This is a genomic window from Haloechinothrix salitolerans (assembly GCF_042662605.1).
Classification (GTDB): Bacteria; Actinomycetota; Actinomycetes; order Mycobacteriales; family Pseudonocardiaceae; genus Haloechinothrix_A; species Haloechinothrix_A salitolerans.
Genome location: NZ_JBHSXX010000001.1, coordinates 1,064,437 through 1,078,692, shown reverse-complemented (window position 1 = coordinate 1,078,692; position 14,256 = coordinate 1,064,437). Strand labels below are relative to the sequence as shown.

At 68.4% G+C, this 14,256-nt stretch carries 13 protein-coding genes; 7 read left to right on the top strand and 6 right to left on the bottom strand.

The window, feature by feature from the left end; genetic code table 11:
* The first annotated feature begins 11 nt into the window (after nucleotides 1-11).
* Nucleotides 12-707: a 4'-phosphopantetheinyl transferase family protein gene (locus ACFQGD_RS05145; RefSeq protein ID WP_345395644.1), complete on the top strand. Its 696-nt coding sequence runs from the start codon at nucleotides 12-14 to the stop codon at nucleotides 705-707.
* 109 nt (nucleotides 708-816) lie between these two features.
* On the opposite strand, the gene ACFQGD_RS05140 is transcribed toward ACFQGD_RS05145, so the two are convergent.
* Nucleotides 817-1,962 (bottom strand): isochorismate synthase, encoded by a 1,146-nt coding sequence (locus ACFQGD_RS05140; RefSeq protein WP_345396113.1) that lies wholly within the window; start codon nucleotides 1,960-1,962, stop codon nucleotides 817-819.
* Between the two features lie 176 nt (nucleotides 1,963-2,138).
* Complete coding sequence (gene mihF / locus ACFQGD_RS05135) at nucleotides 2,139-2,450, bottom strand: integration host factor, actinobacterial type (RefSeq protein ID WP_345395642.1); 312 nt, start codon at nucleotides 2,448-2,450, stop codon at nucleotides 2,139-2,141.
* Between the two features lie 231 nt (nucleotides 2,451-2,681).
* Between mihF and ACFQGD_RS05130 the strand changes: the two genes are divergently transcribed.
* The 4 genes from ACFQGD_RS05130 (at nucleotide 2,682) to ACFQGD_RS05115 (ending at nucleotide 7,331) form a co-directional block, all read left to right on the top strand.
* Nucleotides 2,682-4,307: a long-chain fatty acid--CoA ligase gene (locus ACFQGD_RS05130; protein WP_345395639.1), complete on the top strand. Its 1,626-nt coding sequence runs from the start codon at nucleotides 2,682-2,684 to the stop codon at nucleotides 4,305-4,307.
* A gap of 33 nt (nucleotides 4,308-4,340) precedes the next feature.
* Nucleotides 4,341-5,144: a hypothetical protein gene (locus ACFQGD_RS05125; RefSeq protein WP_345395636.1), complete on the top strand. Its 804-nt coding sequence runs from the start codon at nucleotides 4,341-4,343 to the stop codon at nucleotides 5,142-5,144.
* A gap of 67 nt (nucleotides 5,145-5,211) precedes the next feature.
* Nucleotides 5,212-6,150, top strand: coding sequence for an ABC transporter ATP-binding protein (locus ACFQGD_RS05120; RefSeq protein ID WP_345395633.1), 939 nt, complete (start codon nucleotides 5,212-5,214; stop codon nucleotides 6,148-6,150).
* Nucleotides 6,147-7,331: an ABC transporter permease gene (locus ACFQGD_RS05115; protein ID WP_345395630.1), complete on the top strand. Its 1,185-nt coding sequence runs from the start codon at nucleotides 6,147-6,149 to the stop codon at nucleotides 7,329-7,331. The genes ACFQGD_RS05120 and ACFQGD_RS05115 overlap by 4 nt, the downstream gene beginning before the upstream one ends.
* A gap of 3 nt (nucleotides 7,332-7,334) precedes the next feature.
* On the opposite strand, the gene ACFQGD_RS05110 is transcribed toward ACFQGD_RS05115, so the two are convergent.
* The 3 genes from ACFQGD_RS05110 to ACFQGD_RS05100 form a co-directional block, all read right to left on the bottom strand.
* Nucleotides 7,335-8,705: a cryptochrome/photolyase family protein gene (locus ACFQGD_RS05110; protein WP_390183638.1), complete on the bottom strand. Its 1,371-nt coding sequence runs from the start codon at nucleotides 8,703-8,705 to the stop codon at nucleotides 7,335-7,337.
* A gap of 54 nt (nucleotides 8,706-8,759) precedes the next feature.
* A complete protein-coding gene (locus ACFQGD_RS05105; protein ID WP_345395627.1) occupies nucleotides 8,760-10,076 on the bottom strand; it encodes a citrate synthase in 1,317 nt (438 codons plus the stop codon).
* Nucleotides 10,077-10,299: 223 nt separating this feature from the next.
* Nucleotides 10,300-10,884 carry a TetR/AcrR family transcriptional regulator gene (locus ACFQGD_RS05100; RefSeq protein ID WP_345395624.1) on the bottom strand — a complete coding sequence of 195 codons (585 nt, stop codon included), beginning with the start codon at nucleotides 10,882-10,884 and terminating at the stop codon, nucleotides 10,300-10,302.
* Between the two features lie 70 nt (nucleotides 10,885-10,954).
* Between ACFQGD_RS05100 and ACFQGD_RS05095 the strand changes: the two genes are divergently transcribed.
* Nucleotides 10,955-12,100 carry an acyl-CoA dehydrogenase family protein gene (locus ACFQGD_RS05095; protein WP_345395621.1) on the top strand — a complete coding sequence of 382 codons (1,146 nt, stop codon included), beginning with the start codon at nucleotides 10,955-10,957 and terminating at the stop codon, nucleotides 12,098-12,100.
* A gap of 18 nt (nucleotides 12,101-12,118) precedes the next feature.
* Here the strand turns inward: ACFQGD_RS05095 and ACFQGD_RS05090 are convergent, their stop codons facing one another.
* Nucleotides 12,119-13,249: a citrate synthase 2 gene (locus ACFQGD_RS05090; protein WP_345395618.1), complete on the bottom strand. Its 1,131-nt coding sequence runs from the start codon at nucleotides 13,247-13,249 to the stop codon at nucleotides 12,119-12,121.
* A gap of 303 nt (nucleotides 13,250-13,552) precedes the next feature.
* Here ACFQGD_RS05090 and pdxH point away from each other — a divergent pair, with 303 nt between their 5' ends.
* Nucleotides 13,553-14,239, top strand: coding sequence for a pyridoxamine 5'-phosphate oxidase (pdxH, locus tag ACFQGD_RS05085; RefSeq protein ID WP_345395615.1), 687 nt, complete (start codon nucleotides 13,553-13,555; stop codon nucleotides 14,237-14,239).
* Nucleotides 14,240-14,256: the final 17 nt, after the last annotated feature.

Sequence of the window (14,256 nt, the reverse complement as noted above, 5' to 3'; positions counted from 1 at the left end):
AGGTTGGGATCATGAGCGTCACGTGTGAGGTGTGGTGGTCGCGCCCGTTGGCATCGGCGGACAACTACCTCTCTACGCTTGACGACACCGAGCTGGGGCGATTCGATGCCTACCGCCAGGATGCGGACAAGCTGCGGTTCCTCACCGGACGGGTACTCGCCCGGTTCGCCGCCGCACGTTGGCTTGGTACGGAACCCGCCGCGATCACGCTCGACGCCACCTGCGCGGACTGCGGCAAACCGCACGGCAAGCCGCGCGTCATCGGCCCCGACGACATCGAACTCTCGCTGTCTCACTCCGGAGCTCGGGTAGGCATCGCGGTCACCGCCGGCGTTTCCGTAGGACTCGACGTCGAAGCAACCAGCCGCCGCGCCACCGACGACCTCATCACCTATGCGCTCAACGACACCGAACGCGCAGCCGTATCCGGACTCACGCCCGACGACGCGGCTACGGCGTTCTTCACCTACTGGGCGCGCAAGGAAGCGCTGATGAAGGCGACCGGACGTGGGTTGAAGATCCCGCTACGCAGCATCACCCTGTCCGCACCCGGTGAACCCGCACGGCTCGTGGCTGCCGACGACGCCGCGCTCGACCCGGCAACCGCGACACTGATCGACGTCGATCCGGGCTCCGGCTACCGCGCGGCCGTGGCCGTCCTGACCAGTGGTCCAGTCGACGTCACCGAGAGCTGGGCAGCGCTGTGAACTGAACGCAGGACACAACGTCGAAAACGCAGGACACAACGTCGAGAACGCAGGACACAACGTCGGGAACGCAGGACACAACGTCGAGAACGCAGGACACAACGTCGAGCTACGGGTCTAGGTCCACGCCCATGGCTTGTAGGAGTGTGTTGAACTTGGCGGACGTCTCGCGGAGCTCGGCGTCTGGATCGGAGGCGGCGACGATGCCGCCGCCCGCGTAAAGCCGCATCGATCGGTCGGCGATCTCGGCGCAACGGATGGCGACCGCCCACTCGCCGTCGCCCGCCGCGTCGACCCAGCCGACAGCGCCCGCGTAGTAGTCCCGGTCGAACGGCTCCAGCTCCCCGACCAGCTCGCGCGCCGCGTTGGTTGGCGTGCCGCACACCGCTGGCGTCGGGTGCAGCGCGGTGGCCAACTCCAAGGCACTAACCTCGTCCGGCTCGGTCAGCTCGCCGGTGATCTCGGTACCGAGATGCCAGACGGCGGGCGTCGGGGCGAGCGACGGCGCCGACGGGACGTCGAGCGTGCGGCAGAAGGGCCGCAGCGCCTCGACGACGGCCTCCACGACCAGCGCGTGTTCCGTCTTGTCCTTGGCGGAAGCGAGCAGTCCGCGCGCGTTGGCCTCGTCGACGTCGGGATCCGTCGAGCGCGGCGCCGTGCCCGCGTGCGGGTGCGCGACCACGTGCGTCCCGTAGCGACGCACCAGCAGCTCCGGGCTGGCGCCGACCAACGTACGGCCACCGGGCAGCGCGGCGGCATAGGTGAAGCCGTCCGGATTGTCCGCGATGAGGTTGTGCAGCACGCGCGCCGGATCGACGTCCGTGGCGAAAGCGATGTCGAGCACCCGCGCCAACACGACCTTGCGCAGCACGCCATCTCGTAGCGGGATAAGCGCGCGCGCCACCGCGTCGACGTGCTTGTCCTGCTCAGGCACGGCGACCAGGCGTTCAGGAACGCCAACATCACGTGAGGGCAGCGCCCGGACGCGCTCGTGCGCGGGTCCTGCCACCCGCAGCTCACGAGGCACGACGAGCCGGGGCGCTGGCCCCGTGGTCAGGTCGAAGGGCAGCACACCCACCGCGAGCGGGGTCGCGGCGTCGTCAAGGTCGCTGGGACGCCAAGAACCACCCGTGAAGGGGACCTCGCGCTCGACGCCGCGCGCGAACAGCGTGCGCTGCTGAGTGGCGAAGAGGAAATCACCACGGCGATAGTCGGCGAGCGCACGTACGGGGTCGGCCACGCCCTGGCGCGACATGCTCGCGGTATCCGTCACGGGACGATTGTGGCACTACCCGGCTGGACTGTTCCGTGGCCGTGATCAGCGCAACTACCCCGCGAAGACACGCGCGAGCCACCTGGTAGACGCCCGCCAAGGCGTCTACCAGGTCTTATGCCGGCACCTGGCGTACCGGTGGAGACCTATGGGATGCGCTACTTAAGCGCGTCGATCAGCGCGGCGCGCTGCCGCTCACCGAGGCCGGCCGCGCGGCGGTCCGGGTCGATACCTGCTTGTTCTAGCAGCGCGGCGACCTTCACCGCACCAAGGCCAGGGACGGCCTTGAGCAGCGCGGCGACCTTGGTCTTTCCTATGGTCTTGTCCTCCTTGGCGCGCTTGAGCACCGACTCGATGCTCTGCTTGCCGGACTTGATCGACGCGAGCAGCTCGGAGCGGGCCTTGCGCGCCTCCGCTGCCTTGGCGAGCGCCTCAGCGCGCTGCTCCGGAGTCAACGTGGGCAGAGCCAACGTACTAATCCTTCCTCTTTGCGCTTGATCGTCCTGCCATCGCGGGCCGCGAACGACCCACCCAGACAGGCACTACTCACCAAGTAAACGCCAACCTGGCCGAACGCGCTGCATCGACACGCCAAATCGCCTGGTTGAAGCACTCATGCGAAAGGTGGATATCCCGCGTTGCGAGCCGGGTTACGCTCGCCACGAACCCGTTCCGTGGCCTACGTGACACCAGGAGTACCGATGCTCGGCACCATGCAAGACGTTCCACTCTCGTTGTCCCAGTTGCTCCGCTACGGAGCGACCGCACATGGCGCGAGCGAGGTCGTCACATGGACGGGCGAGCAACCGCGGCGGGAGACGTTCGCACAGGTCGGTGAGCGGGCGGCGCGACTGGCCAACGCACTGCGCTCGCTCGGCATCACCGCTGATCAGCGCGTTGCGACGTTCATGTGGAACAACAACGAACACCTCGAGGCGTACCTCGCCGTTCCGGCGATGGGAGCGGTGCTGCACACCCTCAACATCCGGTTGTTCCCCGACCAGTTGATCTTCGTGGCGAACCACGCCGAGGACGAGGTCATCATCGTCGACGGCACGCTGGTGCCGTTGCTGACCAAGCAGTTGCCCGAGCTGAAGACGGTGCGGCACGTGATCGTCGCCAACGGGGACGCCGCCTCGCTAGAAGCACCCGATGGGGTGACCGTGCATTCCTACGAGGACCTGCTCGCCGCGCAGTCCGCGAGCTTCGACTGGCCGGAAGTCGACGAGAACTCAGCCGCCGCGATGTGTTACACGTCGGGCACGACGGGTGACCCGAAGGGTGTCGTCTACTCGCACCGCTCGATTTGGCTGCACTCGATGCAGGTCTGCATGACAGACGGCATGGCGCTGTCGCAGTCCGACAAGGCGCTCGCGATCGTGCCGCAGTTCCACGCGATGTCCTGGGGCCTGCCATATGCGGCGTTCATGGTGGGCGCGTCGCTCGTGATGCCTGACCGGTTCCTGCAGCCCGGCCCGATCGCGGAGATACTGGCCGCCGAGAAGCCGACGTTCGCCGCCGCCGTTCCGACGGTGTGGCAGGGCCTGCTGCAGCACCTCGAGGCCAACCCACAGGACATCTCGCACCTGCGTGAGGTCGTCGTCGGTGGTTCCGCGGTGCCGCCAGCGATGATGCACACCTTCGAGGAGCAGTACGACGTTCCCGTGCTGCACGCCTGGGGCATGACGGAGACGTCGCCGCTTGGCAGCGTCGCGCGCGCGCCGAAGGGCACATCGGGCGAGCAGGCGTGGGCCTACCGCTACACGCAGGGCCGTTTCCCCGCGTCGGTGCGCGCACGGCTGATCGACGACTCCGGCGCCGAGCTGCCATGGGACGGCGAGAGCGTCGGCGAACTGGAGGTGCGCGGGCCGTGGATCGCCTCCGCATACCACGGTGTCCAGGACCCAGAGAAGTTCCACGACGGCTGGCTGCGCACCGGCGACGTCGGCCACATCACCCCGGACGGCTTCCTGACGCTGACCGACCGTTCGAAGGACGTCATCAAGTCCGGTGGCGAGTGGATCTCGTCGGTGGAGCTGGAGAACAGCGTCATGGCGCATCCGGCGGTGGCGGAGGCCGCCGTCATCGGCATCCCGGACGAGAAATGGGACGAACGGCCGCTGGTCGCCGTCGTGCTCAAGGAAGGCGAGCAGGTCTCCGCCGCCGAGCTGCGGGACTTCCTCGGCGACAAGGTCGCCAAGTGGCAGCTGCCGGAGAACTGGACGTTCATCGACGAGGTCCCCAAGACCAGCGTCGGCAAGTTCGACAAGAAGCGGCTGCGCACCGCCAATGCCGAGGGCCAGCTGGACATCACAAGGCTGACGTAGCGTCGCCGGGCGTGGGTCGGCCACACTCGGGGCGTGTTCACCGACGCCGAGTATCCGGCCGACCCGTATCCAGGACGTCGCGCGCCGACGTCGTTCGTGCACGTCGACGGCGTGGGGTATCCACTGACGGCGACCCGTACCGGCTACGTCGTGGGCGGGCCGGCGGGCGATGTTGCCCCTCCGGCCTGCCATGCCGACGATGCTGTCCCGGCGGATGACGGCGTCGCGCTGGACGTCTGGCTGGCCGAGCGGGACGCCCCACCGCTGGCTGGCAGGACGCCGGTGCTGGCCTACGGCTCCAACGCCTGCCCGTCGAAGCTCACCTGGCTGCGGGAGAACCTCGGCTTCACCGGACCCGCCGTGGCACTGCGTGCCGAGTGCGTCGGCTACTCGGCGGTGTGGACGACCGGAGTGCGCGACCGCGACAACCAGCGCACGGTGACGCTCATGCCGATGCCGGACGTCCCGCACGTAATCGAGGAACACGTCGTCCTGCTGGCCACCACCGACCAGCTCAAGGTGCTCGACGTCTGCGAAGCCGCTGACCTGAGCTGCTGGGGTGAGCCGGGCAGGCCCGACCCGCGTTACCGCCGTGAGCTGCTGCCGGACGACGTCGTGTCGGTCGACGGCGCGGCCAGCATCGACGCTCCCGTTCTGACCGAGCCGGTGCACGCGTATTTCGGCTGTCATCCGACTCGGGAACCAGCGCTGGTGGATGGCGCTCCGGCCCGTGCGGTGAATGGCGCTTTCCCCGCATCCGACGCGATGAATGACGCTTTCGCCACGCCCACCGCGGCGAAAGCGTCATTCAGCGCAACCCGCGCCACCCCGCCGTAACCGTCCGGATCACCGCGCGCGATCATTGGCCGTACTGGGAGGCAGTGATCGCGCGAGGAGGCACGCCATGGCGCTCGACGTGCAGCACGCAGGGGCACGGGTGCGGCACGCTGTGGAGGTTTCTGGCCTGCGCAAACGCTACGGCGACATCGTCGCGCTCGATGACGTCGAATTCACCGTCGGGCCCGGCGAACTGTTCGGGTTCGTCGGCAGCAACGGCGCTGGCAAGACGACGGCGATGCGCATCATGCTCGGGGTGCTCGCCGCGGATGCCGGTGAGGTGCGCTTCGACGGTAAGCCGATCGACCGCGAAACGCGTGCCCGCATCGGTTACATGCCTGAGGAGCGCGGGCTCTATCCGAAGATGACCGTCCGCGACCAGCTCGTGTATCTCGCACGGCTGCATGGCCTTACCACCAACGACGCACACACCGCCACCGAGAACTGGATCAGACGTCTTGGCCTCGCCGACCGGCGTGACGACGAGATCCAGAAACTCAGCCTTGGCAACCAGCAACGAGTGCAGCTCGCCGCCGCCCTGGTGCACGACCCCGCGTTGCTGGTGCTTGACGAGCCGTTCTCCGGTCTCGACCCGGTCGCTGTCGACGTCATGAGCGAGGTGCTCAAGGAAAAGGCCGCGCAAGGTGTGCCCGTGGTGTTCTCCAGTCACCAGCTCGCACTCGTGGAGGGGCTCTGTGACCGCGTCGGCATCATCCGCGATGGCGCGATGGTAGCCGTCGGCAGCATCGATGAACTCACCGCGGACGTCACCACGAGGCTGCGGGTCAGTGTCGAGGCAGCGGCGGGCTGGGCCGATGACATCGAGGGCGCGCGGGTGCTCGGCGAGGACCGGGGCGCGACGCTGATCGAACTGGCGAGGGACGGCGACGAGCAAGCCGTGCTGCGCGCCGCGATGGCGGCGGGCACGGTCACCGAGTTCTCCCGGCACCGGCCGACGCTGGCCGATCTGTTCCGCAACGTCGTCATCGAAGGGAACGCACAGTGACATCGGCCGCCACGGTGCGCCTTGTCGCGCAACGGGAACTGATACTTCGGCTGCGCACGAAGTGGTTCCTGATCGGCACGCTCGTGATCATCGCGGTGATGGCGGGCTACGTGCTGCTCCAGATGTCGGTCTTCGGCGACGACGACCGCACCCGAGTCGGTTTCGCGGGACAGGCGACCGGCCTCTCCGAACGGGTAGCCACGGCGGCGACGGAACTGGACTTCGACGTCGAGACGACCACCGTCGCCGACGTCGAGGCCGCGAAACCCGACCTCAGCGAAGGCTCGCTGGACGCGGTCGTCTCGGGCACCGCGGCCGAGCTGCGGGTGCTTGTCGCCGAGGATCTGGACCCCAAACTACGCGCGGTGTTGACCGAACTGTCCCGGCAGGAGGTGCTCACCGCGAAGCTGGCGGAGGCGGGCGTTCCGGACCCGGATCGCGTGATGGCGGAGGCGAACGCCACGCGAGTCGAGGTCATCGCGATCGACCCGAGCGACGCCGAGCACGATCAACGGCTCGCCATCGGCGCGATCATGACGTTCCTGCTGTTCATGTCGATCAACGCCTATGGCACGCTCGTCGCCCAAGGCGTCGTCGAGGAGAAGGCGAGCCGGGTCGTGGAGATCCTGCTCGCGACGATCCGCCCGTGGCAGCTCCTGCTTGGCAAGATCGTCGGGATCGGGCTGGTCGGACTGATCCAACTGGTGGCGATCGCGGCGGCGGGCATCGCGCTGGCGCTGGCCGCCGACGTCCTCACGCTGTCCGGCGTCGCGGTTGGCACGCTCGTGTGGGGCGTGATCTGGTATCTGCTCGGGTTCTTCCTGTACGCCGCGCTGTTCGCGGGCTCCGGCGCGCTGGTGTCGCGGCAGGAGGACGCCCAGTCCGTGCTCACCCCGGTGACGATGGTGCTGGTGGTCGGGTTCCTCGCCGGGTTCAACGTGATGATCGCCGACCCCGACGGCACGGCGGCGCGCGTGCTGTCGCTGGTCCCGTTGATGTCGCCGATCCTGATGCCGGGCCGCGTCGCGGCGGGCGACGTCGCGGTGTGGGAAACCGTGCTGGCCATCGGGCTCACGCTCGCCGCGATCGTACTGGTCACCTACATCGGCGGGCGGATCTACCAGAACGCGGTGCTGCACACCGGCAGCCGGATGAAGCTCGCGGCGGCGCTGCGGGGTTGAACGTCAGCGCCTGGTGACGTGCTCGCCGTACCGCCGCAGCGCCTCCTGCCGCTCGACGGCGTGGTCCACGATCGGCAGCGGGTAGTCGCCGCGCTCCGCCTCGGACAGCCGCCACGGCTCGTGCACGGCTTTCCCCGCGATGCCACGCAGTTCAGGCACGTGCGCGCGGACATAGTCGCCGACCGGATCGAACTTCTGCCCCTGCGTCGTCGGGTTGAAGATGCGGAAGTACGGCGCGGCGTCGGTGCCCGACCCGGCGACCCACTGCCAGTTGAGCTGGTTCGACGCCAGGTCGCCATCGACGAGGTGTCGCATGAAGTGCCGCGCGCCCCACTGCCACGGCACGTGCAGGTCCTTCACCAGGAAACTCGCCACGACCATGCGCACACGGTTGTGCATCCAGCCGTGGTGCAGCAACTGCCGCATGCCCGCGTCCACGATCGGATACCCGGTGCGACCCTCGCGCCAGGTATCGAACAGCGACTCGGCGTCCGGCCCTGGTTGCCACCACAGCGCGTCGAACCGCTCGTCGTAGTTGCGCCGCGCGGTGTCCGGCCGGTGCCACAGGACGTCAGCGTGGAACTCCCGCCAGGCCAGCTCGTTGCGGAACGACGTGGCACCGGGGTCGCTGCCCAGGTCGGCCAGCAGCGTGCGCGGGTGCACGCAGCCCCAGCGTAGGTACGGCGACAGCATGCTGGTGCCATCGACGTCCGGCCGGTCGCGCCGCTCGTCGTAGTCGGCGAGCCCGTCCGCGCGGAAGCGCCGCCACGCCGCGAGCGCGGCCTCCTCCCCTGCGTCCGGCAGCTCGACGCCGCCCAGGTCGGGATCGGCGGGAATCGCGGCGCGCTCGACGTCGAGGTTGGCGGGGTCAACCCAGCGTGTGATGGCGACGTCGGTGGCGGCCGGACCGCGCCAGCCGTGCTGGAGCCAAGCGCGGGAGAACGGCGTGAAGACCCGGTACGGCGTGCCGTCCTGCTTGCGCACCCTGCCGGGCGTGACGGCGTATGGCGAGCCGGTCGCTACCAGGTCCCCGCCCAGCGCTTTGGCGACGGCGGCGTCCCGCTCGCGGCCGTACGGCGCGGTGTCGGCGGAGATGTGCACGGACGCGGCCCCGCAGGCCCGTGCGAGGGCGGGCACGACGTCAACCGGGTCGCCGCGCACGACGAGCAACCTGCCCCCAAGCTGCTCGTCGAGTGCGCGCAGACATCGGTAGTTGAACGCGAGGCGCGGCGCGCCCGCTGGCCCGATCAGGCGCTCGTCCAGCACGTACAGTGCGAGCACCGTATCGGCGCGGTCGGCGGCCGCCAGCAGGGCGGGGTGATCGGCGAGCCGCAGGTCCCGCCGGAACCACAGCACGGCACAACGGTCGGACATCCCGGCCATTGTGCCCGGCCCCGCCCCGCTGGACGCGCCGACGCGCTTAGGACGTCAGCGCTTCTCGATCTCCAGGTACTCCCGCTCCGGCGCACCGGTGTAGACCTGGCGCGGACGGCCGATCTTGCGGGCGGGGTCGAGCATCATCTCGCGCCAGTGCGCGATCCAGCCCGGCAGCCTGCCCAGGGCGAACAGCACCGTGAAGTACTCGGTCGGGAACCCGAGCGCCCGGTAGATCAGCCCGGTGTAGAAGTCGACGTTCGGGTAGAGCTTGCGCTGCACGAAGTAGTCGTCGGAGAGCGCGGTCTCCTCCAGCTTCTTCGCGATGTCCAGCAATTCGTCGCTCTTGCCGAGCCTGCCGAGGATCTCGTCCGCCGTCTTCTTGATGATCTTGGCGCGCGGGTCGTAGTTCTTGTAGACCCGGTGGCCGAAGCCCATCAAGCGGACGCCGGCTTCTTTGTTCTTCACCTTGGTGACGAACCGGGCGACGTCGCCGCCGTCCGCCCTGATGTCTTCCAGCATGTCGAGGACGGCCGCGTTGGCACCGCCGTGCAGCGGGCCGAACAGCGCGTTGATGCCCGCCGAGACGCTGGCGAACAGGTTCGCCTCGGACGAACCAACCAGCCGCACCGTCGACGTCGAGCAGTTCTGCTCGTGATCGGCGTGCAGGATGAACAGCAGGTCGAGCGCCTTGGCGATGTCCGGGTCGATCTCGTACGGCTCCGCGGGCAGCCCGAAGGTCATCCGCAGGAAGTTCTCGACGAGGCTGAGCGAGTTGTCCGGGTACAGGAACGGCTGACCGATGGACTTCTTGTAGGCATAGGCCGCCAGCGTCGGCACCTTGGCCAGCATCCGGACGGTGGACAGCTCGACACTCGGTTCATCGAAGGGGTTCAGCGAGTCCTGGTAGAACGTCGACAGCGCCGACACCGCGCTCGAGAGCACCGGCATCGGGTGCGCGTCGCGCGGGAAGCCGTCGAAGAACCGCTTCAGGTCCTCGTGCAGCAGAGTGTGGCGCTCGATGCGCTCGGTGAAGTCGGCGAGCTGGGTCTGCGTGGGCAGCTCACCGTAGATCAGCAGGTACGAGACCTCGATGAAGTTCGAGTGCTCCGCGAGCTGTTCGATCGGGTATCCCCGATAGCGGAGGATCCCCGCATCGCCGTCGATATACGTGATCGCTGACGACGTCGCGCCGGTATTGACGAAACCGGGGTCATACGTGATGTATCCGGTCGAGGACAGCAGCTTGCCGAGCTCGATGCCCGGCGCGCCCTCGACAGCGGGTACTACGTTCAGCTCATGCTCACCGTTCGGCAAGCGCAGCGCGACGGTCTCGGTGCCGGTGTGCGGCGTGGCTGCGGTGTCGGACATGTACGTCCCTCTCACGTCACACGGGACGGCTGCGCCTGACTGGGCTCGGTCGGCTGTGGTCAACCAGCCCCAGCCAGGACCCGCACCGCACACCGCCCCGTTGGGGTATGAATTCCGCCTTACGCTAGTGCAGAGAGCACCATTCGCGCAGCACCTGACTACCCCCCAACGGCGGAGTTGGGAACATTCTCACAGTCGGTAGATGATCGCCAGGTGGCGTAAATCACTCTCGGGTCAAACCATCGAGCAGAAGTTCCGCCAAAGCGGTGTACGCCTCGGCGTCGCTGACCCCGGCACGATCCGCGACGACCCCGGTTTGGATCGCCTCGATCAGCACCCCGACGAATTGCGCGATCAACGTGGCATGGACGTTACGGAACATTCCGTCACGCACGCCGTCGTCGATGAACGACGAAATGCGCTCCGCCGCCGCCCGGCTGTTGGATTCGTACTCCGCGCGGGCGGGCGTGAACTCCGCGATGTCGCGCATGAACTCCGACGACGCCCGGTGCAGTTGGTCGGACACGCCAGCCAGGTACGTCGCGATGACCTCTCGGGCGTTGGTTTCGCCCTCGATGCGTTGCTCGATCGTGTGGGCGGCGCCCTTGAAGAATCGCCGCACCACGAGCGTCGCGAGCTGTTCCTTGCTGGCCGCGAGTGTGTAGAGCGTCGACTTGGAGCAGCTCAGTTGCGCGGCGAGGTCGTCGAGGGTGAACGCGGCGAAACCCTTAGCGAGGAACAGTTCCTCCAGGTCGGCCAGCAGCGCCTGCTGCCGCGCGGTCGGCTGTCTGTGTGCGCCGGTTGCCATGAGCTTCAGCGTACGATAGTACTGCGATACGCTCTACAGTACAGCTCGCAGTACTGATTCAAGGAGTGTCATGCCCGCCGAACGCCTGCTGCCGTCCACCGAGGCCGAGGACCTGCTCGCGCTCACCCGAGAGATAGCGCGCGATGAACTCGCGCCGCGCGCCGACGAGTACGAGGCAGCGGAGCGCTTCCCGCGCGAACAGTTCCATCTGCTCGGCAAGAGCGGCCTGCTAGGGCTGCCGTACGCGGAGCGCTGGGGCGGTGGCGATGTGCCGTACGAGGTCTATCTCCAGGTGCTTGAGGAGATCGCGAGCGCGTGGATGTCCGTCGGCGTCGGGCTGAGCGTGCACACGATGTCGTGCTTCGCGCTGGCGTTCTACGGCACCGACGAGCAGCGCGACCGCTGGTTGCCGGACATGCTCGGCGGTGAACTGCTCGGCGCGTACGCGCTCTCGGAGTCACACGCCGGTTCTGACGCGGCGGCGCTGTCCACACGCGCGGTCCGTGACGGCGACGACTACGTCGTCAACGGCACCAAGGCGTGGATCACCCACGGCGGCAAGGCCGACTTCTACACGACCATGGTGCGGACGTCGCCCGACGGTTCCAAGGGCATCAGCTGCCTGCTCGTCGACGCCGCCACACCTGGTCTCTCCGCTGCCGAGCCGGAGCGCAAGATGGGCATGACGGCGTCAACGACGTCGCAGATGATCTTCTCGGACGCCCGGGTGCCCGCCGACCGGCTGCTCGGTGGCGAGGGCGTCGGGCTGCGGATCGCGCTGGACTCGCTGGCATCGGGTCGTTTGGGCATCGCCGCGTGCGCGGTCGGACTCGCGCAGGCGGCGCTGGACGAGGCCGTCCGCTACGCCAAGGAGCGGACCCAGTTCGGCAAGTCGATCATCGACTTCCAAGGCGTGGAGTTCCTGCTCGCGGACATGGCGGCGGCCGTGGAGTCGTCCCGCGCGACGTACCTGGAGGCCGCGCGCCGCAAGGACCGCGGGGTGCCGTTCGCGCGGCAGGCGTCCATCGCGAAGCTGGTGGCGACCGACGCTGCGATGAAGGTGACCACCGACGCGGTGCAGGTCCTCGGCGGCGCTGGCTACACGCGCGACTTCCCGGTCGAGCGCTACATGCGCGAGGCGAAGGTGCCGCAGATCTTCGAGGGCACGAACCAGATCCAGCGGATGGTCATCGCGCGGGAGCTGCGCACGGCGTGAGGGACGTGGGACTCGCGCTCAGAGGGTCTGGACCGTGTCCCAGCCTTCGACGTCCTCGGGGCGCCGGGGCTCGGGCCCGACGTAGACGGCCGACGGCCGCACCAGACGTCCAGTGCGCTTCTGCTCCAGGATGTGCGCGCACCAGCCCGCCGTCCTGGCGCAGGTGAACATCGCGGGCATCATGTGCGGCGGTACCTCGGCGAAGTCCAGGATCACCGCGGCCCAGAACTCGACGTTCGTCTCGATCGCACGATCCGGCCTGCGCTCCCGCAGCTCCGCGAGCGCCGCTTGCTCCAGCGCCGCGGCAGCCTCGTACCGGGGCGCGCCGAGTTCCTTCGCGGTACGGCGCAACACCCTGGCGCGCGGGTCTTCCGCCCGGTACACGCGGTGCCCGAAGCCCATCAGCCGGTCCTTGCGGTCCAGAATGTCGCGCACCACCTTGCGAGCGTCGCCGACCGACTCCACCTCGGACACCATCGGCAGCACCCGCGCCGGCGCGCCGCCATGCAACGGCCCGGACATCGCGCCGATCGCCCCGGACAGCGAGGCCGCCACATCGGCGCCGGTCGATGCGATGACACGGGCGGTGAACGTCGACGCGTTCATGCCGTGTTCGGCGGCGGAAGCCCAGTAGGCGTCGATCGCCTTGACGTGCGCGGGGTCCGGCTCGCCGCGCCAGCGGGTCATAAACCGCTCGGTGACGGTGTCGCACTCGTCCACCCGGGACTGCGGCACGGCGGGACGTCCGATACCGCGCGCCGACTGGGCGACGTAGGACAGCGCCATCACGGACGCCCTCGCGAGCTGGTCCCGTGCCTGCTCATCGGTGATGTCGAGCAGCGGCTCGTAGCCCCAGATCGGGGCGAGCATCGCCAGGGCGGCCTGGACGTCGACCCGGACGTCACCGGAATGCACCGGGATCGGGAACGGCTCGGCGGGCGGCAGTCCCTGGCCGAACGTGCCGTCGACGAGCAACGCCCAGACATCTCCGAACGTCACTTTGCCCGCGAGGTCCTCGATGTCGACACCGCGATAGCGGAGCGCGCCGCCGTCTCTGTCCGGTTCCGCGATCTCGGTGCGGAAGGCGACAACGCCCTCAAGGCCGGGCCGGAAACCGTCATCCGCGTTGTGTGCGTTCCCCTGTGTCATCGAGGCTCCTCGCCGTGTCCGGTTCTCGGATTGCTGGCGCGACACGGCGAATGTCCCCCGCCGCGCCGCGGTGGTTTAACGTGCGTAGATCGCCTTAGCCTGCTCCTGTGGCGTTACGGTGGGCAATCGGCACACGGAGTGTGTTCGGTCACGTTTCGTCTGATGTCATGCCTATCTGACAACGCACGGCGACCAGGAGCAATAGTCACCACCAATTCGCGCCCTTCCATTGCCCGTACCGTGGGCCGTACCTTCATCATTACCGAGTTGGCATGGCGCTGGTCGATCACCGGAGGACACCGCATGGCTGAGTTCAGGGCAAGCGAGGGCGACGTATCGGGTATCGCGGTCACGTTGCCCGGGATGCGCGTGTCTTACGAAGGGGAGGCACTCGACGAAGCCGATCTCGCCCCGACGTGGACCAAGCAGCTGCGGCAGTGGCTTGACGACGCGATCGGCGCCGGTGTCGCCGAGCCTAACGCGATGGTGCTCGCCACGGCGGACGTCGAAGGCAGGCCGTCGTCGCGGACCGTGCTGTGCAAGGGACTCGACGAGCGCGGCATCGCTTTCTACACCAACTACACCTCCGCGAAGAGCCACGAGCTGAGCACCAGCCGCTACGCGTCGGCGACGTTCCCCTGGTACGCGCTGCACCGGCAGGTCCACGTGCGAGGGCCCGTAGAGAAGGTGCCCGCCGCGGAGACAGCGGAGTACTGGGCATCCCGGCCTCGCGGCTCGCAGCTCGGCGCGTGGGCGTCACCGCAGTCCGGGATCGTGCCGAGCAGGCGGTCGCTCGAGAGCGCGCTGCACGCGATCGAGCGCCGGTTCGCTGACACCGACGAGGTCCCGCCGCCGCCGCACTGGGGCGGCTGGCGGATCGTGCCTGACCTGGTGGAGTTCTGGCAGGGGCGGGAGGACCGGCTGCACGACAGGCTCCGCTACGTCCGCGAGGACGGCGACGACTGGCGGATCGAGCGCATCGCCCCGTAAGCCCGCGGCCGCACGAG